The following is a 19,804-nucleotide window of genomic DNA, read 5'->3' as shown; positions in this document are numbered from 1 at the left end:
TTCTGCATGCCAGAATATGCTGGGGATCACAGCAGATCTTCCCTAGGGTCGAATCCACGTCGCAGTCAGTCCGCACGCAAGGAGAAGGCCAGTGTCGATCAGCGCTGAAAACCAAACGCACGAATCCGTGGCGCAGGAACACCACGTTCCCGAGCCCACCCCGGAGGAGGCTGCGCAGCTTGAGCAGCTGTACCGGGATTTCGATAAGGAAAACCTGATTCCGTTGTGGACGGAGATCGCGGACCTGATGCCCATGGTCCCGTCCCCGAAAGCAGTGCCGCACGTCTGGCGCTGGAATGACCTGTACCCCCTGGCCGCCCGCGCCGGGGACCTGGTGCCCGTGGGCCGCGGCGGGGAACGGCGCGCCATTGCGCTGGCCAACCCGGGCCTGGCCGGCACGCCTTACGCCACCCCGACGTTGTGGGCGGCCATCCAGTACCTGGGCGGCCGTGAAACGGCCCCGGAGCACCGCCACTCGCAGAATGCGTTCCGGTTCGTCGTCGAGGGCGAGGGCGTGTGGACCGTGGTGAACGGGGACCCTGTCCGGATGTCCCGCGGCGACTTCCTGCTCACCCCGGGCTGGAACTTCCACGGCCACCACAACGACACCGACCAGCCCATGGCGTGGATCGACGGCCTGGACATCCCGTTCGTGCACTACGCAGACGCCGGCTTCTTCGAGTTCGGCACCGAGCGCGTCACCGACGAAGCCACCCCGGACGTCTCCCGCTCCGAGCGGCTCTGGGCCCACCCCGGACTGCGCCCGCTCTCGGGCCTCGATGACACCACCAACTCCCCCATCGCGGCCTACCGGTGGAAGTACACCGACGCCGCCCTGCGCGAACAGCTGCTCCTCGAGGACGAGGGCCACCCCGCCACCGTCTCCCAGGGCCACGCCGCCATCCGGTACACCAACCCGACCACGGGCGGGGACGTCATGCCCACCATCCGCGCCGAGTTCCACCGGCTGCGCGCCGGCGCCTGGACCGAGACCGTCCGCGAGGTGGGCTCCAGCGTCTGGCAGGTCTTCGAAGGCACCGGATCCGTGACCCTGAACGGCGAAACCAAGGTCCTGGCCAAGGGCGACCTGTTCGTCGTCCCGTCCTGGCAGCAATGGTCCCTGGAAGCCGGGACTGAGTTTGATCTGTTCCGGTTCAGCGACGCCCCCATCTTCGAGCGCCTGAACTTCAACCGCACCTACATCGAAGGACGCACCAAGTAATGAAACTCCTCACCCTCCGCACTCCCGACGGAACAAAGGCCGCTCGCCAGGACGGCGAGACCCTCACCGAAGTCCCGGGCTTTTCCGATGTCGGGGCACTCCTGCAGGACCCCAACTGGGAAACCATCGCCAAGGATGCCAACGGCGCAACACACGCGTTCGACGGCGCCGACCTCGCCGCCGTCGTGCCTTCCCCGGGCAAGATCATCTGCGTGGGCCACAACTACCGCAACCACATCAAGGAGATGGGCCGCGAGGTCCCCGAGTACCCCACCCTGTTCGCCAAGTACGCCGAGTCGCTGATCGGGCCCAACGATGACCTCGCGCTGCCGCAGGAATCGGACACCGTGGACTGGGAAGCCGAGCTCGCCGTCGTCATCGGCAAGGCCGGCCGGCGCATCCCGGAGGCAGAGGCTGCCGGGCACATCGCAGGGTACTCCGTGCTGAACGACATCAGCATGCGCGACTACCAGTTCCGCACCATCCAGTGGCTGCAGGGCAAGACCTGGGAGAAGTCCACCCCGTTCGGCCCGGCCCTGGTCACCAAGGACGAATTCACCCCCGGGCCGCTGATGACCTCGGCCGTGGATGGCGACGTCCAGCAGTCCACCCCCACCAGCGACCTGGTCTTCACCCCGGAATACCTGGTCTCCTACATCTCCACCATCATCACCCTGAACCCGGGCGACGTCATCGCCACCGGCACCCCCGGCGGCGTGGGCCACGCGCAGGACCCCAAGCGCTACCTGCAGGAGGGCCAGGTCCTGGTCACCACCATCGAGGGCCTGGGCCAGCTGACCAACCGCGTGGTCAAGGAAGCCTGATGGTTGCCCGGCACGACCAGGCCAGCGACCCCGTGCTGCTCGAGGGGCTGCTGCAGGCCCGGCGCGGCACCGCGTTCTTCGCCCGCAAGCTCAACGAGCTTCCCGACGCGGAACTGGACGGGGGCTCGCTGCTGCCCGGCTGGACCCGCCGCCACGTTGTAGCCCACGTGGGCTACAACGCCAGGGCCATCGCCCGTCTGGTCGAGTGGGCGGCCACCGGGGTGGAAACACCCATGTACCCTTCCGTTGAGGTCCGCAACCACGAGATCGACTTCGGGTCCACCCTCAGTCCCATCGCCCTGCGGAACCTGTTCGACCACTCCGCCGTGCACCTGAACGTCGAATGGCGCGACCTGCCCGCCGCCAACTGGCACCACAAGGTCAAAACCGTCCAGGGCAGGACCGTCCCGGCCGAAGAGACCGTGTGGATGCGCACCCGCGAAGTCTGGGTCCACGCCGTGGACCTGGACAACGGGGCCACCTTCAAGGACATCCCTGCACCCGTCCTGGAACGCCTGCTCAAGGACATCACCGGCGCCTGGCATGCGCGCGGCACCGACGCCGGGCTCCTCATCACAGTGGACGGCACCGGCTTGTCGTTTGGGGACACCGCCGCCCTGTCGCCCACCGTGGTGTCCGGTTCACTGGCCGCCATCGCCCAGTGGGCCGCGGGCCGCGGCACGGACGGAACCACGGCGAAGCGCGACGGCGAAGCAGCTACCCCGGCGCCGCCGGCACCGGCCTGGATCTGACAGGCCGCCGTGGCACCCGCCACAGCACCGCACCAGAGGCGGGCCAGCACCGGCTGGCCCGCCTTTCGGCGTTCCTGCCCGCATGTCCCGTCACGTGCGGTGCGTCGCCTCAGGCTGGAGCCTAAAAAGGATCCCCTGGACTTGGAGGAGGTTCCATAAAATCAGCCCAGGACGCTGGATAGCATGAGGTGACCGGACAGAGCCGTCCGGTGGGATCGACGCAAAAGGACAACCCATGGCCGCGGTTACGGTGGATGACATCCTCTCGGATCTTCCCCTCGGCTTCGCCAGCCTCATCCTTCGCCCGGCCCCCTCGGCGCCGGACATCGAACGGTTCCTGATCGTCGACGCCGACGATGAAGCAGCCCAGGCCGGCAAAGCCTTTGTCCTGCTCATCGGGGTCCGTGGCCGTTCGGCGCTGCCTGCCCTCCGGCGCCTCCTGAAGGACCCGCCCCCGGTGGTCGCCGTCAAGGGCCAGCGCGAAGACCTGGCGGAAGCGGAAGAACTCCTCCGCGCAGCCGGATCGGGACTGCTGCTGGTGGATCCGGCAGCAGACTGGGACCGCCTGCTCTCCATTGCCAAGGACCGGATCCAGCCGCGCAGCTACCAGAGCGAAGTGCTGACCCTGCTCGAGGAAGACCTGTTCGCGATCGCCCAGACCACAGCGCGGCTCACGTCCAGCCACGTGCTCATCGAGGATGCGGCCAACAAGGTCCTGGCCTACTCCACCGTCACCAATGACATCGACGAACTCCGCAAGGCTTCCATCCTGGCCCGGCGCGGCCCCCGCAAATACGAACTGCTGCTCAAGGATCTTGGCGCCTACCGCGAACTGCACCGCACCCGGCAGCCGGTCCGGGTACCCGCACGGCCCCAGGACGGGCTGCGGGAACGGGTGGCCATCGCGCTCTTTGCCGGCGAACGGATCATGGGCTACATCTGGCTCCAGGAAACCGGAGCCGGCTTCGGCCCGGACGTTGAGTATGTCCTCACGGGATCCGCGGCACGCGTCTCGGCCGAACTGATCCGGTACCGCAACCAGCAGTCCGTCCATATGCGGGAGGACCGGATTGTTCGGATCCTGTCAGGTCCCGCGGAGGCCGCCGCCAGCGCGCACAGCGGAAAAATCCCTTCGGAACGTCCCGCCGCCCTCATCCTCATCGGCATGTCCGACGCCGACTCGCGCGCCGACGACGCCGCACTCAAGCACGGGGAACTTGCCAATCTCGCCTCCATCCACGCGGCCGCGTACAAGCCCACCGCCGTCGTGGGCCAGTTCAAGGGTGACACCGCCATCATCGTGCCTGACCTGCAGTCCAGCACCGCGGAATCGGGGCTGCGTTCCCTTGCCGAGGCAATCGTCCGGGATGCCCGCAAGCACCTCGGCATCAGTCCATTCGCGGCCGTGGGCCCCTTGGTGCCGGACCTGTTGTCCCTCCATACGGTGACCGGGGTGACGGAGGCGCTGCTGGCCTGCGTGGGCACGGCAGAACCCGGCACGGTTGCCGCGGTGGGCGATTTCGAAGCGGAAATCCTCTACCGCGAGGCGGTGCGGAACTTCCACACCTCACCGTTCCGCCACCGCGGCCTGGCAGCGCTCCTCCAGGAGGACGCCGAACTCGCCGACACCCTCCGCACGTATTTCGATGCGTCCTTCGACGTCGCCGAATGCGCCAGGCGGATGAACCTGCACAAGAACACTGTCTACTACCGGGTGGCCAAAGCCACCCGGGTGACCGGCCTCGACTTCGGCAGCCCCAGGGATTCCCTGGTGGCGCTGCTCCACCTCCAGGAGTGGGCCTCCACTTCCTACGACACTTCAGGCAGGAAATGACCACAACACTCGGCGCACCACCCCTGGACATCCTCCTCGAGGACATCGTCCGGCGTCACCGTCCGCGGAAGGAAACGGGTGCAGTACCCCGCAACATCCCCTTCCTGGCCAAGGTCCCCTTCGACCGGTTTGGCATTGCCGTCGCCACCACGTCCGGTGACGTTTTTTGCTCCGGTGACGCCGATGTCCCCTTCTCCATCCAAAGCATCTCCAAGGTCTTCACCCTGGCCATGGCGCTGCAGGGCGGCCGGTCCGCCCGGCTGTGGTCTCGGGTGCTGCGCGAACCGTCCGGAACAGCCTTCAACTCCCTGGTTCAGCTCGAGGCCGAACATGGCATCCCGCGCAACCCCTTCATCAATGCCGGGGCGCTGGTGGTCACCGACCACCTGATGCAGGAGACGCCCGACGCCGCCGCGCACCTCCTGCGGTTCCTGACCGGACAAGCGGGTCACCAGGGACAGGCGGACAGCCGGGGACAGGGGCCGTTCATTGACGAGGCAGCTGCCGCCGGTGAACTGGCCGGCAGCAGCCGCAACCTTGCCCTGGCGCATTTCCTGAAGGACTTCGGGAACCTCACGCAGCCTGCGGAATCAGTGGTGGAGAATTACGTCCGCCAGTGTTCGATCATGATGACCTGCGCGGAGTTGGCCAAGGCCGGCCTGTTCCTTGCCAATGACGGACAGGGAGCCGCCGGCACCGTGTTGTCCCGGAGCGAGGCCAAGCGGATCGGCTCCATCATGCTGACGTGCGGCATGTATGACGCCGCCGGCGAATTCGCCTACCGCGTGGGCCTGCCCGGAAAGAGCGGGGTGGGCGGCGGAATACTGGTCATCGTGCCGGGCCAGTGCGCCATCTGCGTCTGGAGCCCGCGCCTGGATGCCAAGGGCAATTCCCTCGCCGGCACGGCAGCCCTTGCCGACCTCTCCGACCGCACCGGCTGGTCAGTTTTCTAGTTTTTCCCATCCAAGACAGATCTTCCCCGGATCGAAAGGAAATACCCATGCCCAACAACCCCAATGACGAGGTTGGCTTCGACCACATAATTGATGGTGGTCACGCGCATGCGTCCGAGACCTCCCTGCACGCGGAGGACAAGGGTTACCACAAGAACCTCAAGCCCCGGCAGATCCAGATGATCGCGATCGGCGGCGCGATCGGCACCGGCCTGTTCCTGGGCGCCGGCGGCCGGCTCAACGCCGCGGGCCCGTCCCTGGTCATCGCCTACGCGGTCTGCGGGTTCTTCGCGTTCCTGATCCTGCGCGCCCTGGGCGAACTGGTCCTGCACCGGCCCTCCTCGGGCTCGTTCGTCTCCTACGCCCGCGAATTCTTCGGCGAAAAAGCCGCGTTCGTCTCCGGCTGGTTCTACTGGATCAACTGGGCCACCACCACCATCGTGGACATCACCGCCGCCGCCCTCTACATGCACTTCTTCGGCAACTACATCCCCTGGATGGCCGACGTCCCCCAGTGGGCCTGGGCACTGACCGCCCTCATCGTCGTCCTGGCCCTGAACCTGGTCTCGGTCAAGGTCTTCGGCGAAATGGAATTCTGGTTCGCCCTGATCAAGGTCGCCGCCCTGGTCGCGTTCCTCATCATCGGCACCTACTTCGTCATCTTCGGCACCCCCGTGGACGGCCAACAGGTCGGCATCAGCCTCCTGTCCGACAACGGCGGGATCTTCCCCAACGGCCTGCTGCCCATGATCATCCTCATGCAAGGCGTCCTGTTCGCCTACGCCTCCATCGAACTCGTCGGCACCGCCGCCGGCGAAACCGAAAACCCCGAAAAAATCATGCCCAAGGCCATCAACTCCGTGGTCTTCCGCATCGCCGTGTTCTACGTCGGCTCCGTGATCCTCCTGGCCCTGCTGCTGCCCTTCACCTCCTACCAAAAAGGCGTCAGCCCCTTCGTGACCTTCTTCGGCTCCATCGGCGTCCAGGGCGTAGACGTCATCATGAACCTCGTCGTCCTCACCGCCGCCCTGTCCTCCCTGAACGCCGGACTCTACTCCACCGGCCGGATCCTGCGCTCCATGTCCGTCAACGGCTCCGCACCCCGCTTCGCCTCCCGCATGAACAAAGCAGGCGTCCCCTACGGCGGCATCGCCATCACCGCCACCGTCTCCCTCCTCGGCGTCCCCCTGAACTACCTCGTCCCCGCCGAAGCCTTCGAAATCGTCCTGAACATCGCCTCCGTCGGCATCATCATGACCTGGGCCACCATCGTCCTGTGCCAAATCCAACTCAAACGCTGGGCCGACAAAGGCTGGGTCACCCGCCCCTCCTTCCGCATGTTCGGCGCCCCCTACACCGGCTACCTCTCCCTGCTCTTCCTCATCGGCGTCCTCATCATGGTCTTCATCGACTCACCCCTGACCATGCTCGTCACCGCCATCGCCTCCATCCTCATGGTCGCCGGCTGGTACGCCTGCCGCACCCGCATCCGCCAAATCGCCGAAACCCGCGACGGCTACACCGGAAAGTCCCCCGTCATCGCCAACCGCACCCCCATCTCCTGACCCCATCCCTTCCGCCAACCTTCCGAGCCAAAGAAAGAACATGACACCAGAGCCGCAGCCCACCCTGACCTCCTCCCCCACCCGGCCCGCCGCCGTCGTCCATCACCAGGACACCGTGGCGCCCGCCCTGAAATCCGCGGGGCACGTGATCGTTGACTCGCTGGTGGCGCATGGCGTGGAACGCACCTATGTGGTTCCCGGCGAGAGCTTCCTGGATGTGCTGGACGGCCTGCACAACTCGAAGATCGAAACCATCGTCTGCCGCCATGAAGGCGGTGCCGCGTACATGGCGGAAGCCGACGGAAAGCTGAACCAGCGCCCGGGCGTGGCGATGGTGACCCGGGGGCCCGGCGCGGCCAACGCCCACGTAGGGCTGCACACCGCCTGGCAGGACTCCACGCCGATGCTGCTCTTCGTGGGCCTGATCCCGTTTGCCCACCGGGACCGCGAGGCGTTCCAGGAATTCGACATCAAGTCCTGGTTCGACACCGGCGCCAAGCGGGTGATGGTCCTTGACCACCCGGAACGGGCCTCCGAGATAGTGGCGGAGGCCATGTTTGCGGCAATGAGCGGCCGGCCCGGGCCCGTGGTGGTGGGCCTGCCCGAGGACGTCATCCGGCGGGAGGTCAGCCCTGCGCTGCATCCTGCGATTCCCGTGGCCGCAGGCGGGATGGGCAGCGCTGATGCGTCAGCCCTGGAAGCGGCGCTGGCGGAATCGTCCAAGCCGCTGTTCGTGACCGGCGGCAACGACTGGACGCAGGAGGCCGCGGACCAGCTCACCGCCTGGCTGGAACGGCACCACATCCCGGCGGCGGCGGAATGGCGGACGCAGGGAACAGTGCCCTTCGATTCGCCGTCCTACGTGGGACCGATCGGCTATGGCCGGCCGCGCCCCACTTACGACCTGCTGGAGGAGACCGACCTCCTGGTCTTCGTGGGAACGGTGCCGGGCGACGTCATTACGGACGGTTTCGTCTGCCGGCAGGACTGGAACAAGGAAAATTTCCTGGTCACCGTGGACCCGTCGCTGCGGGGAAGGTCCGGCCCGGTATCGCGGCAGATCCTGGCCAAACCGGAAGCGTTCGTGCGCGGCCTGGAGGGCATCAGCCTGCCCGTGAAGGAAGAGTGGAAGGCCTGGACGGCCAGGATGCGCGCCGAGCAGGAGCGCTTTGCCACGCTGCCTCCTGCTGCCCCGGCGGCCGGGCAGGCCCGGATGGACACCCTGATGGCCAACCTCGTCCCCCGGCTGCCCGACGATGCGGTGGTGACGTTCGGTGCAGGTGAACACACCAACTGGGCGCACCGGTATTTCCCCACCCGCCGCTACGCGTCCATGATCAGCGCGCGGAACGGGTCCATGGGCTACTCCGTCCCCTCGGCCATCGCAGCGTCCCTGGCCGAACCGAAGCGGCGCGTGGTCACCATCGCCGGGGACGGCGAATTCCTCATGAACGGGCAGGAGCTGGCCACGGCTGCCCAGTACGGGGCCACGCCGCTGGTGGTTGTCATGGACAACCAGGAGTACGGCACCATCCGCACGCACCAGGAGCGGCACTATCCCCGGCGCGTCTCCGGTACCCAGCTGAGGAACCCCGACTTTGCGCTGATGGCCAGGGCTTTCGGCGGATTCGGGGTCACGGTGACCGAGGACCGAGATGTCCCGGCAGCGCTGGATGCAGCCCTGGCAGCGATTGACCGGGACGGCGTATTCGCCCTCATCCATCTCGTGGTGGAGCAGCGGGTCAAGGCGTACTAGGCCAAGGGGAAGGCCGGCACGAAAGTGCCGGCCTTCTTCCTTGCTCTTGCTGCGGGCGGTTAGAGCCGGTCCGTCCGGTCCTCGCCACCCTTGTGGCCGGCCCCGCGGAGGTTTTCCTGGACTTTGCCGAACAGGTCCTTGATGGTGGATTCCGCGTTGGTGATGACGTCCACCGGCACAAAGACCTCATGGGTCAGCGGCAGGTCATATTCGTCCTTCAGGTGGGTGCCGTTTCCAACCCCCGTCAGCGACAGGTAGACCATGGCCTCAGTCCGGGCGATGCCCGCGAGCTTGCCGAACACAACCGTGAACTCGTTCGGCTTGAAGCTGATGGTCTGCCCGATGTGGCTGCGGCCCAGTTCCCCGGCGGTTACGGCCTTCTCCGACTGGCTTCCGGTGTAGTCCATGAACTTCTCCTTCGATCGCCAACACGTATGCAGGCAGTCTAACCCTGCCGCTCCATGCCGGCACAGGGTCCCTGCTGGAGGGATGCACAACAAGGGACCGGAACCCGTAGCCATTCCTCCATTGAGCCGCGCCGTGGCGCAGCGGTTTGATGGCATCACCGGGGCCGCAGCAGCCGCCCCGGCCAAGCCTCTTCAAAGGAATATCCGTGACTTCAATGACGAGCCGCGTAAAGAGCCCTGTCCGCTGGGACGCCGTCCAGGTCGGCGACAGCGTCGAACTCAGGAGGGATGGGCACACCGCCTTCAGCGGCCTGGTGGATGCCCGGACCGATGACGGCGACGTGGTGTGGGTGGCAGCCCCCGCGGGAGGCCGGCGCTTGTTCCATATCGCCGACGGCTACGACCTGGCAGGGGTGCCGGCATGACGGACTGCCCGGACGATTGCCCCTACTGCACCGGGCCGGAGACTGACTAAGGGGCCGGTAGAATCTTGAGGGTCCGGGCACCGGCTCCGGACCCGTAGGCGGAACCGGCCCTGCACCCTGCAGTGCCGGCGGACAGCAGGAGGAGCAGCCGTGCGTGGTTCCCTCCCGCAGGTCCCTTTCCACCTCCTCCGTGCCTCGACCCTGGCCGCCGGCACCCTGGCCCTCGCCGGCGGCGCCCACGTGGTTGGCGGAGGCCGCCTTCCGGCCCCGGGCATCCTCCTGGCCGTGCTGGCCCTGACAGCACTGGCCAGCACGGCCGCAACCCGCCTTCGGCTGGCGTTTCCGGCCATGGCCGCGCTCCTGGGCGGCGGCCAGCTGGCCCTGCACGAGCTTCTCACCGCCTTTTCCGCTCCCCTTGAGAGCGCAGCAGGTGCGCCGGCGGCGGCCCACCTGCACCAGGTCCCCCTGGCCGGGTTCGCAGCGTTCGCTCCCCTGGCGGAGCACCTGAGTCCCGCAAATCCCGCGCTGGCACCACTGATGCTCGCAGCGCACGCGGCGGCCACGCTGGGCTGCGCCCTCCTCCTCGCCAAAGGCGAAGCTGCCCTGTGGGCACTGGCCGACTGGCTGCGGCCCTTTGCCGGCCTTCCCGGGCCGGTGGCACCTGTCCCTGCCGTCCGCCTCAACGGACTGTTCGGGCACGTTCCCTTGCACCGCTCCCCCTGGCGCAACGTCCGCCAGGACAGCCGGCGCGGCCCGCCTTCCGCCGTCGTGCTTCCCTGCTAAAGCCCCGCACCGGCCTTCCGCACGGCGTCGGGGTACACATTTTGCACGCCCTGTATCAGTGGTGTGCGCCAGAAAGGCAACCCATGACAACCCCGTTTTTTCGCCGTGCCCTGACCGCATCCGCAGCCGCCGCAGGCTCAGCCGTTCTCCTGCTCGCCGTGGCGGGCGGCGCCTCAGCGCATGTTGGCGTGACCCCGGACAAGACCGGCGCCGGTTCCTATGCCCTGCTGACGTTCGGCATTCCGCACGGCTGCGGCACGTCCCCCACCACGAAGGTGGCCATCACGCTGCCCCCGGAATTGAATGACGCCCAACCCACGGTCAACCCCAACTGGACAGCGGAAAAGGTGACCGAACAGTTCGCCGAACCCCGGAAGCTCCCGGACGGAACCGCCATCACGCAGCGGACCAGCCAGATCGTCTATACGGCCAAGACGCCGCTGAGCCCCGAACTGCGCGACGCCCTGGTCCTTTCCGTGCACCTGCCGGACATGGCCGGGACAACCCTGAACTTCCCCACGCTGCAGACCTGCGAAAGCGGCCAGACCGACTGGTCCCAGGTCGCCGCTGACGGCCAGGACCCCCACGGGCTGAAAGCCCCCGCCCCCTCGCTCACCATCACGGCGGCGGACAGCGCGGACGCCCACGGCGCGGCAGGAGCTGCCCACGGCACCGGACAGGCGGCGGGGACGGACGGCGGCGCGGAGGCGCGCAGCTGGACCGGGCTTGCTGCCGGCGTGGGCGGACTGGTCCTGGGCGGGGCGGCACTGCTGCGGAGCAAGGGCAGGCTCCGCGCGCCGGGCAGCAACACTGCCGCCGGCACTGCCGGCCGGGAGCCGGCCGGCAAGCCCTAGGGTCGTAATTGGTGCCCGGATCATCACGATCCGGGCATCAAATTGCCCCTACTGCAGGTGGCATCGTTGACGCGGGCAACGGCTACCGCGAAGGTGGTCCCATGAGGTCTCAGAAAATTTCCCAGGGGTTTGCCATGACGACGGCGGCCGCAGCGGCAGCGCTGCTGCTCACCGCGTGCGGCCCAAGCCAGCCGCAGTCCCAGACTACGACGGCGCCCGCCACCGGGCAGGCCAGCCAGTCCCCCTCGCCGACCGCGTCAACGGCGCCTCCGGCGTCCTCGGCGCCGGCCACGTCGACGCCGGCTTCCCCGTCCCCCGTCAGCCCTGCCGGCACTCCGGGCCTGTGCAAGGCGGCCGGGCTCACGGCGGCCACGGATCCGTCCGGTGGCGGCGCTGCCGGCAGTGTCTACATGAAGCTCAACCTCACCAACAGCGGCTCCGAGCCGTGCATCCTCAGGGGCTTCCCGGGCGTCTCCCTGGTGGCAGACGCCGCCGGCGCCCCCATTGGCGCCCCCGCCACGCGGGATGAGTCCGCAGGTGTCGTGGACGTTCTGCTGGCCCCCGGCCAGACGGGCACTGCGGTGCTGCGCTACACGCAGGCAGGCAACTACATGGACTGCTCCCCCGTGGATGCTGCCGGCTACCGGATCTATCCGCCCGAGGACACCGATTCCCTGTTCCTCCCGCAACCTACCCGGGCCTGCGGCAACGCAAACATCACACTGCTCAGCATTGGAGCGTTCCAGCCCGCCTGACCCCGGGACCTGACCCAGGAGGGAACCGGGAATGGAGGGATGCACAAACTGGCCTGCGAGGGCCGTGGACCGTAGGCAGGTTGGACTGGCATGACGTCGATTTGGCTGGACCGCAGGGATCCCTTCATTTCTGATCCGTTTGAACCGGACACCAGGTATGACACGGTGGTGGCGGGGGCCGGCCTCACCGGCCTGGTCGCCGCACTGCTGCTGGCCCGCTCCGGGCAAAGCGTACTGGTACTGGAGGCCCGCCGGCCGGGGGCCGTGACCACCGGCAACACCACTGCAAAAGTAACGCTGCTGCAGGGCACGTTCCTGTCCCAGCTGGCCCGCCAGTATTCGCAGAAACAGGTGCAGGCGTACGTGGACGGAAACCGGGAGGGCCAGGCCTGGCTGCTGCGCTACCTGGAGGAGCACAACGTGCCCTTCCAGCGCCGCACCGCTTACACCTATGCTGCGTCAGCACAGGGAACGGAAAAGCTGCGGGAGGAGGTCAGCGCCGCCACCACTGCCGGGCTGGACGTGGATTACGTCCGCGACGCGGGTTTGCCGTTTCCCGTCCACGGGGCCGCCCGGCTGCGGGACCAGGCCCAGATCAACCCGATGGAGGTCCTCGACGCACTGGTGGCGGACATCCGCCGCCGTGGCGGCCGGATCGTCAGCGGCGTGCGCCTCCAGGACGTCACCGGCGATGCGCCCTCCGCCGTCAGGACCGACCGTGGCAGTGTCAGGGCGGACACGGTCGTCCTTGCCACCGGAATCCCCGTCCTGGACCGCGGCCTCTATTTCGCCAAGCTGAAGCCAAGCCGCTCCTACGCGGCGGCCCTTGCCCTGCAGGAGGACCAGGCACCTCCGCCGGGCATGTATATCTCCGTTGAGCAGCCCACGCACTCCCTTCGCGACTATGAGGTGGACGGCCGGAACCTGCTGCTTGTGGGCGGTCACGGCCATCACGTGGGGCGGACGGACTCAGAGAAAGCGCACCTCACCGGGCTGCTCGACTGGGCGGGCCGGCATTACCCCGGTGCGGTCACCACGCACACGTGGTCGGCACAGGACTACATGCCCACCAACCTCATGCCCTTCTTCGGAAAGCTCCCGCGCGGCAAGGGCCGGATCTACTTCGGCACCGGCTACAACAAGTGGGGAATGACCAACGCCGTCGCCGCCGCGCTGGGCATCTCGGCGGACATCCTGGGCGGCCAGGTGCCCTGGGCGGACACCATCCACCACCGCATTACATCGCCGGCAGGTGCGTTGTCCGCCGTGGCGCTCAACGCCGGCGTTGCCGCGAGGATGGCCTCCGACTGGGGGAAAGTGACCACTGAGGGCCGCAGGATTGACGGCCTCAAACGGGGAACCCGCGGACCCACCGTTCCCGCAGCGCCTGCCCCCGCAACACCTGATACCGCAGGCCCGGCCGCCGTCCCGGCCGAAGGCCAGGGCAAGGTCTACCGCGAGGGCAACCGGCCGGTGGCTGTATCCACCGTGGAAGGAACCACCTGCAGGCTCTCGGCGGTCTGCACGCACCTGGGCGGCATCCTGCACTGGAATGACAACGAACAGACGTGGGATTGCCCCCTGCACGGCTCCCGCTTCACGAACCAGGGAAGGTTGCTTGAAGGCCCGGCCACCAAGGACCTGCCGGAGTCCGAAACTGTTTGAACAGGAATTGATCAGCTATTGAACAGGGATTTGCCGGCCGAGGCCCTGCAGGGCTGCCGTCTGCCTTGGCCGAAATCCCGGGGTTGGACGGGGTGATGTTCGGCTTCGGGCGGAACCCCGGCCGCCCGGGAGTCGGGTGTCAGTGCCTTGCGGCATGATGGAGGCATGAACCAGGAACAGCGTCCTGCCGGCAGCAGTGTTTCCGGTGCGGCCGCCCCCATGGGCCAGTTCAGCCGGCCCACCAGGGACTGGTTCCTTGGCGCGTTTTCCGAGCCGACTCCTGCGCAGGCCGGGGCCTGGAACGCCATCTCCTCAGGATCGCATGCGCTGGTGGTGGCCCCCACCGGCTCCGGAAAGACCCTCGCGGCCTTCCTCTGGGCGCTGGACAGGCTGCTCGCCTCGGCGTCCCAGGCCCCTGATCCCGCCGCTGCCCAAGCGCCCGCAAAAGGCAAGCGGGCCCGGGCGCCAAAGCGCAAGACCCGTGTCCTCTACATTTCGCCCCTTAAGGCTTTGGGCGTTGACGTGGAACGGAACCTGCGGTCCCCGCTGATCGGCATCACCCAGACGGCAAAGCGGCTGGGACTTCCCGCCCCGCTGATCACGGTAGGGGTCCGGTCCGGGGACACTCCCGCTGCGGACCGCCGGACGCTGTTGACCAACCCGCCGGACATCCTCATCACCACCCCGGAGTCGTTGTTCCTCATGCTCACCTCCAAGGCCCGCGAAACCCTTGCCGAGGTGGACACCATCATCATTGACGAGGTCCACGCCGTGGCCGGGACCAAGCGCGGGGCCCACCTTGCCGTGTCCCTGGAGCGGCTGGACGCGCTGCTGCCCAAGCCTGCGCAGCGTATCGGGCTTTCCGCCACGGTGGAGCCGCGGGAGCTGGTGGCCCAGTTCCTGGCCGGTTCAGCCCCCGTGGAGATCGTCGCCCCGCCGGCCAGGAAGAACTGGGACCTCACCGTATCGGTGCCCGTGGAGGACATGTCGGACCTGCAGGGCGCGGCAGGGGCGTTCGACTCCGGCCCAGCTTCCGGCCTGCAGCCGCAGGCTTCCATCTCGCCGCATGTGGAGGAAAAGATCGTGGACCTGGTGCTGGCCAACCAGTCCACCATCGTCTTCGCCAACTCCCGGCGGCTTGCCGAACGCCTCACGGCGCGGCTCAACGAGATCTACGCCGAACGCCAGCTGATTGCCGTCGGCGGGGGCTGGGACGATCCCGGCCCGGAAGGGCAGGCCGGCGGGCCCGGCACGCCGGGGGGACCGCCGTCGGGCATTCCCGCTTCAACCGCCACCCCTGCGCACATGATGGCCCAGGCCGGCAGCTCCGCGGGCGCTGATCCGGTCCTGGCCCGCGCCCACCACGGTTCCGTGTCCAAGGACCAGCGCGCGCTCATCGAGGACGACCTCAAGTCCGGGCGGCTGCGCTGCGTTGTGGCTACGTCGTCCCTGGAACTGGGCATCGACATGGGTGCCGTGGACCTGGTGGTGCAGGTGGAGTCGCCACCGTCCGTGGCCAGCGGCCTGCAGCGGGTGGGACGCGCCGGGCACCAGGTGGGCGAGATTTCCCAGGGCGTCCTTTTCCCCAAGCACCGGGCAGACCTGGTCCACACAGCCATCACCGTGGAGCGGATGCTGGGTGGCAAGATCGAGCGGCTCAGCATCCCTGCCAATCCGCTGGACATCCTGGCCCAGCAGACCGTTGCCGCAACCGCCCTGGGCAGCATCGACGTGGAGGAGTGGTTCAGCACCGTCCGGCGCTCGGCGCCTTTTGCTTCCCTCCCCGGTCAGCGTTCGAGGCGACCCTCGACCTCCTGGCGGGGCGCTACCCGTCCGACGAATTCGCCGAGCTGCGGCCACGGATCATCTGGGACCGCAACGCCGGCACCATCGAGGGGCGGCCCGGAGCCCAACGCCTGGCCGTTACGTCCGGCGGCACCATCCCGGACCGCGGCCTGTTCGGCGTCTACATCATCGGCACCGAACAGGAAGGCTCTGCCTCCCCCTCCGGGGACGGCAAACCGGCGCGCGCACCAAAGGGCGGCCGGCGCGTGGGCGAGCTGGACGAGGAAATGGTCTACGAGTCCCGGGTGGGCGACGTCTTTGCCCTGGGCGCCACCAGCTGGAAGATCGAGGACATCACCCACGACCGCGTCCTGGTCTCCCCCGCGTTCGGGCAGCCCGGAAAGCTGCCGTTCTGGAAGGGCGATTCGCTGGGCCGGCCCGTGGACCTGGGCCGCGCACTTGGCGCCTTCGTCCGCGAACTGTCCGCGTCCGACGCCGGCCCTGCCACCGAGCGCTGCAAGGCCAGCGGCCTGGACGACTTCGCCGCCAACAACCTCATCCAGTACCTCAACGAGCAAAAGCAGGCCACCGAGGTGGTCCCCAGCGACACCACCCTGGTGGTGGAGCGGTTCCACGACGAACTGGGCGACTGGCGCGTGATCCTGCACAGCCCGTTCGGCATGCCGGTGCACGCGCCCTGGGCATTGGCTGTGGGGCAACGGCTGCACCAGCGCTACGGACTGGACGGCTCCGCCATGGCCGCCGACGACGGCATCGTGCTGCGGGTGCCCATGATGGAGGACGAGCCGCCCGGCGCCGAGCTGTTCCTCTTCGATCCCGAGGAACTCGAGCAGATCGTCACGGCAGAGGTGGGCGGCAGCGCCCTGTTTGCCTCGAGGTTCCGGGAGTGCGCTGCCCGTGCGCTGCTGCTGCCGCGCCAGACCCCGGGCAAGCGCCAGCCGCTCTGGCAGCAGCGCCAGCGGTCGGCCCAGCTGCTGGACGTGGCCAGGAAGTACCCCACGTTCCCCATCGTGCTGGAAACAGTCCGCGAATGCCTGCAGGACGTCTACGATCTGCCGGCGTTGAAGGACATCGCCGCGTCCGTGGAACGGCGTGAGCTGCGGATCCTGCAGACCACCACCCAACAGCCCTCGCCGTTCGCCAAGTCCCTCCTCTTCGGTTACGTGGCCCAGTTCCTCTATGAGGGCGATTCCCCGCTCGCCGAACGGCGGGCCGCCGCCCTGGCCCTGGACTCCACCCTCCTGAACGAGCTGCTGGGCCGGGTGGAACTGCGCGAACTCCTGGACGCCAAAGTCATCGAGGGCACCGAACGCGAGCTGCAGCGGCTGGCCCCTGACCGGCGTGCACGGGGCATGGAGGGCGTCGCGGACCTCCTGCGGTTGCTGGGCCCGCTGACGGCCGGGGAAACGGCGGCACGGCTCCAGGGTTCACAGCCGGCAGGGGACGCAGTCCAGGTCCTCGAGCCCGGTGACGCTCCGCCGGTCGACGCTGCCGCAACTGTGGAAGAGGCGGCAGCGCACCTGGCCGCGCTCCAGCGCGCCAACCGCGCCATCAAGGTCAACATCGGCGGGGTTGAACGCTTCGCCGCCGTGGAGGATGCAGCCCGACTCCGCGACGCCATTGGCGTTCCGCTGCCCATGGGCGTTCCGCTGGCCTTCATCGAGCCGGTGGCCGATCCCCTGGGCGACCTTGTCTCCCGGTATGCCCGGACCCATGGGCCCTTCACCGCTGCCGAAGCCGCTGCCCGGCTGGGCCTCGGTGTGGCTGTGGTGGGTACGGCCCTGAAACGCCTGGCAGCGGATGGACGCGTGGTGGAGGGGGAATTCCGGCCCCACGTCACCCCGTCCGAAACCGCGCCGCCGGAGGCCGGCGAACCTGCCGGACCACCGCCAGCCGATGAAGCCGCCAGCGCTCCCGTCCCCGACGTTGCGCACACTATCGCCAGCGAATGGTGCGACGCCGAGGTGTTGCGCAAGCTCCGCCGTCGTTCCCTGGCCGCGCTGCGTGCCGAAGTGGAGCCGGTGGACGCTGCCGCCTACGGACGCTTCCTGCCCGCGTGGCAGCATGTCAGGACTCCCGGCGGCGGCCGTGGCCAGCCCTCGCTGCGCGGCCTGGACGGCATCATCACCGCCATCGACCAGCTCTCAGGGGTGCCCGTCCCCGCGTCAGCCTGGGAGCCCCTGGTGCTGGCCACACGGGTATCCAATTACCAGCCCGCGATGCTGGATGAACTGATGGCTGCAGGTGAAGTCCTGTGGTCGGGGGCCGGGGCGCTCCCGGGAAACGATGGCTGGATCAGCCTTCACCTGGCGGACTCGGTGGAACTGACCCTCAACCCATCGCCCGAGTTTGAACCGGGGGACGCCGGCCAGCGGCTCCTGGACCACCTGCGGAACAACGGCGGCGGGTACTTCTTCCGCCAGCTGACCGAAGTGGCGGGCGGTATGGACGCCGTGCTGAGCGACCAGGAGGTGGTGGCTGCGCTGTGGGACCTCGCATGGGCCGGCAGGATCACCGGTGACACGTTCGCCCCGGTCCGGGCTATGATCGCGGGAGGCCACACGGCCCACCGCCAGGTGGCAAGGGCACCACGTGCCAGGGCGCCGCGGCTCAGCCGGCTGGGCCGCTCCCACGGCACCGGCCTGATGGGCTCCCCCGGGCTGGCCGGCGGCCGGTATGGAACGCAGGGTGCCGCCACTCCGCCCACCGCCGCCGGGCGGTGGTCGGCGCTTCCCGAGCCTGAACTCGATCCCACCATCCATGCCCGCGCCACGGCGGAACTCCTGCTGGACCGCTATGGCGTGGTCACCCGGGGCTCGGTCATGGCCGAACAGATCGTGGGTGGCTTCGGCCTGATGTACAAGGTCCTGGCCCGGCTGGAGGAGGCGGGCCGCTGCCGCCGGGGGTACTTCATCGAACATCTTGGTGCCGCCCAGTTCGCTGTTCCGGCCACCGTGGACCGGCTCCGCTCCTACTCGGAAGACACGCAGCTGGCGAAGGCCGAACCGGTGGCCCTGGCCCTCGCCGCCACCGATCCCGCCAACCCCTACGGTGCGGCCCTCCCCTGGCCCGCGCTGCAGGACGACGCCGGAACCGGCCACCGTCCCGGCCGGAAGGCCGGCGCGCTGGTGGTCCTGGTGGACGGTGCGCTGGTCCTGTACGTCGAGCGTGGCGGGAAGACCCTGCTGGCCTTCAGCGATGACGAGGCCGTCCTGGCGGCGGCGGGTGCCGCGCTGGTGGGGGTGGTCACCCGCGGTGCGGTGGACAAGCTGATCATGGAGAAAGTGAACGGGCACGGCATCCTGGACACCCCGGTGGCCGCTGCCCTCAGCTCCGCCGGGGCCTACTCCACCCCAAAGGGATTGAGGATCCGTGCCTGAGGGCGATTCGGTTTGGCGGGCCGCCCGCCAGCTGCACCAGGCTTTAGCCGGACAGACGCTGCTCGCCTCGGACTTCCGCGTGCCCCGGTTCGCCACCCTCAACCTGGCCGGCTGGACCGTTGCCGAGGTGGTTCCCAGGGGCAAGCACCTGCTGATGCGGGTGGTCAGCCCGGAGGACAAACGGCTGACCATTCACTCGCACCTGAAGATGGAAGGCGCCTGGCAGGTGTATCCGCCTGGCGGAAGGTGGCGGAAGCCGGGATTCACCGCCCGGTGCGTGCTCCGCACCGCCGTGGCAGACGCCGTCGGCTTTTCCCTTGGCATTGTGGAAGTGGTGGCCACAGCCAATGAGGACTCCATCGTGGGATTCCTCGGCCCGGACCTCCTGGGCCCGGACTGGGACCCGGACGAGGCGGAACGGCGCATCCGTTCGCGCCCTGAGGTGCCGGTGGGGGTTGCCCTGCTGGACCAGCGGAACCTCGCAGGCATCGGGAACATTTACCGCTGCGAAACGTGCTTCCTGTCCGGGGTGCATCCCGCCACGCCGGTTTCCGGGGTCACGGACGTGCGGACCCTGATGACCGATGCCAAACAGCTTCTGGAAGTGAACCTCGGGCCCGGCCGCCGCGTCACCATCCTGAATGCCCGCGGCATGCCGGTGGGCAGGATGGCAGGCAGGCCCGGCTACTGGGTGTACGGCCGGGAACGCCAGCCCTGCCTGAAATGCGGCACGCCCATCCAGCGCGGACTCCTGGGCAAGCCAAACGGTGAGGAGGAGCGGGACATCTACTTCTGCCCGAAATGCCAGCCCGTACCCAGTTGA

14 protein-coding genes and 1 pseudogene are annotated in these 19,804 nt (G+C 68.3%); 14 read left to right on the top strand and 1 reads right to left on the bottom strand.

The features are described 5' to 3' along the window. Nucleotides 1-91 precede the first annotated feature (91 nt). The 7 genes from OUO20_RS21245 to OUO20_RS21215 all read left to right on the top strand — a co-directional run bounded on the left by OUO20_RS21245 (nt 92) and on the right by OUO20_RS21215 (nt 8,906). Nucleotides 92-1,222, top strand: coding sequence for a cupin domain-containing protein (locus tag OUO20_RS21245; RefSeq protein WP_268002581.1), 1,131 nt, complete (start codon nt 92-94; stop codon nt 1,220-1,222). After that, nucleotides 1,222-2,046, top strand: a complete 825-nt coding sequence (locus OUO20_RS21240) for a fumarylacetoacetate hydrolase family protein (RefSeq protein ID WP_223993791.1) — start codon at nt 1,222-1,224, stop codon at nt 2,044-2,046. The genes OUO20_RS21245 and OUO20_RS21240 overlap by 1 nt, the downstream gene beginning before the upstream one ends. Next, entirely contained in the window at nt 2,046-2,798 is a 753-nt protein-coding gene (locus OUO20_RS21235; RefSeq protein ID WP_223993785.1) for a maleylpyruvate isomerase family mycothiol-dependent enzyme, read from the top strand. The genes OUO20_RS21240 and OUO20_RS21235 overlap by 1 nt, the downstream gene beginning before the upstream one ends. 235 nt (nt 2,799-3,033) lie before the next feature. Next, nucleotides 3,034-4,632, top strand: coding sequence for a PucR family transcriptional regulator (locus OUO20_RS21230; protein ID WP_018772169.1), 1,599 nt, complete (start codon nt 3,034-3,036; stop codon nt 4,630-4,632). Continuing rightward, on the top strand, nt 4,629-5,585 hold the full coding sequence (locus OUO20_RS21225) for a glutaminase (protein ID WP_018772168.1): 957 nt from the start codon (nt 4,629-4,631) through the stop codon (nt 5,583-5,585). Before OUO20_RS21230 ends, OUO20_RS21225 begins: the two co-directional genes overlap by 4 nt. 47 nt (nt 5,586-5,632) lie before the next feature. Then, nucleotides 5,633-7,150, top strand: coding sequence for an amino acid permease (locus tag OUO20_RS21220; RefSeq protein WP_224084268.1), 1,518 nt, complete (start codon nt 5,633-5,635; stop codon nt 7,148-7,150). A 40-nt stretch (nt 7,151-7,190) separates the two neighbouring features. Further along, the gene (locus OUO20_RS21215) at nt 7,191-8,906 is read left to right on the top strand and encodes a thiamine pyrophosphate-dependent enzyme (RefSeq protein WP_268002580.1); all 1,716 of its coding nucleotides are present in this window, start codon (nt 7,191-7,193) and stop codon (nt 8,904-8,906) included. Between the two features lie 59 nt (nt 8,907-8,965). On the opposite strand, the gene OUO20_RS21210 is transcribed toward OUO20_RS21215, so the two are convergent. Beyond that, a complete protein-coding gene (locus OUO20_RS21210; RefSeq protein WP_018770854.1) occupies nt 8,966-9,313 on the bottom strand; it encodes a hypothetical protein in 348 nt (115 codons plus the stop codon). A gap of 215 nt (nt 9,314-9,528) precedes the next feature. On the opposite strand from OUO20_RS21210, the gene OUO20_RS21205 reads away from it, so the two are divergent. From OUO20_RS21205 to OUO20_RS21175, 7 genes and pseudogenes are all read left to right on the top strand, one after another. Continuing rightward, on the top strand, nt 9,529-9,738 hold the full coding sequence (locus OUO20_RS21205) for a hypothetical protein (RefSeq protein ID WP_018770853.1): 210 nt from the start codon (nt 9,529-9,531) through the stop codon (nt 9,736-9,738). A 150-nt stretch (nt 9,739-9,888) separates the two neighbouring features. After that, nucleotides 9,889-10,521: a hypothetical protein gene (locus tag OUO20_RS21200; RefSeq protein WP_134165133.1), complete on the top strand. Its 633-nt coding sequence runs from the start codon at nt 9,889-9,891 to the stop codon at nt 10,519-10,521. An 83-nt stretch (nt 10,522-10,604) separates the two neighbouring features. Continuing rightward, on the top strand, nt 10,605-11,375 hold the full coding sequence (locus OUO20_RS21195; protein ID WP_268002579.1) for a YcnI family copper-binding membrane protein: 771 nt from the start codon (nt 10,605-10,607) through the stop codon (nt 11,373-11,375). 101 nt (nt 11,376-11,476) lie between these two features. Beyond that, a complete protein-coding gene (locus tag OUO20_RS21190) occupies nt 11,477-12,130 on the top strand; it encodes a DUF4232 domain-containing protein (RefSeq protein ID WP_026266006.1) in 654 nt (217 codons plus the stop codon). A 90-nt stretch (nt 12,131-12,220) separates the two neighbouring features. Then, complete coding sequence (locus OUO20_RS21185) at nt 12,221-13,795, top strand: FAD-dependent oxidoreductase (protein WP_134165135.1); 1,575 nt, start codon at nt 12,221-12,223, stop codon at nt 13,793-13,795. A gap of 165 nt (nt 13,796-13,960) precedes the next feature. Next, nucleotides 13,961-18,981: pseudogene (locus OUO20_RS21180) on the top strand (ATP-dependent helicase). Beyond that, a complete protein-coding gene (locus OUO20_RS21175; protein ID WP_134165137.1) occupies nt 18,974-19,804 on the top strand; it encodes an Fpg/Nei family DNA glycosylase in 831 nt (276 codons plus the stop codon). The pseudogene OUO20_RS21180 and the gene OUO20_RS21175 overlap by 8 nt, the downstream one beginning before the upstream one ends.

Source organism: Arthrobacter sp. FX8 (assembly GCF_026723805.1).
In the GTDB taxonomy this organism is placed as follows: Bacteria; Actinomycetota; Actinomycetes; order Actinomycetales; family Micrococcaceae; genus Arthrobacter.
The sequence above is the reverse complement of the archived record's forward strand: the minus strand, read 5'-3'. Positions and strand labels throughout refer to the sequence as shown.

Coding starts and splice junctions, on each gene's coding strand:
- OUO20_RS21240 (WP_223993791.1), top strand. CDS start 1,222: ATGAAACTCCTCACCCTCCGCACTCCCGACGGAACAAAGGCCGCTCGC.
- OUO20_RS21235 (WP_223993785.1), top strand. CDS start 2,046: ATGGTTGCCCGGCACGACCAGGCCAGCGACCCCGTGCTGCTCGAGGGG.
- OUO20_RS21230 (WP_018772169.1), top strand. CDS start 3,034: ATGGCCGCGGTTACGGTGGATGACATCCTCTCGGATCTTCCCCTCGGC.
- OUO20_RS21225 (WP_018772168.1), top strand. CDS start 4,629: ATGACCACAACACTCGGCGCACCACCCCTGGACATCCTCCTCGAGGAC.
- OUO20_RS21220 (WP_224084268.1), top strand. CDS start 5,633: ATGCCCAACAACCCCAATGACGAGGTTGGCTTCGACCACATAATTGAT.
- OUO20_RS21215 (WP_268002580.1), top strand. CDS start 7,191: ATGACACCAGAGCCGCAGCCCACCCTGACCTCCTCCCCCACCCGGCCC.
- OUO20_RS21210 (WP_018770854.1), bottom strand. CDS start 9,313: ATGGACTACACCGGAAGCCAGTCGGAGAAGGCCGTAACCGCCGGGGAA.
- OUO20_RS21205 (WP_018770853.1), top strand. CDS start 9,529: ATGACGAGCCGCGTAAAGAGCCCTGTCCGCTGGGACGCCGTCCAGGTC.
- OUO20_RS21195 (WP_268002579.1), top strand. CDS start 10,605: ATGACAACCCCGTTTTTTCGCCGTGCCCTGACCGCATCCGCAGCCGCC.
- OUO20_RS21190 (WP_026266006.1), top strand. CDS start 11,477: ATGAGGTCTCAGAAAATTTCCCAGGGGTTTGCCATGACGACGGCGGCC.
- OUO20_RS21185 (WP_134165135.1), top strand. CDS start 12,221: ATGACGTCGATTTGGCTGGACCGCAGGGATCCCTTCATTTCTGATCCG.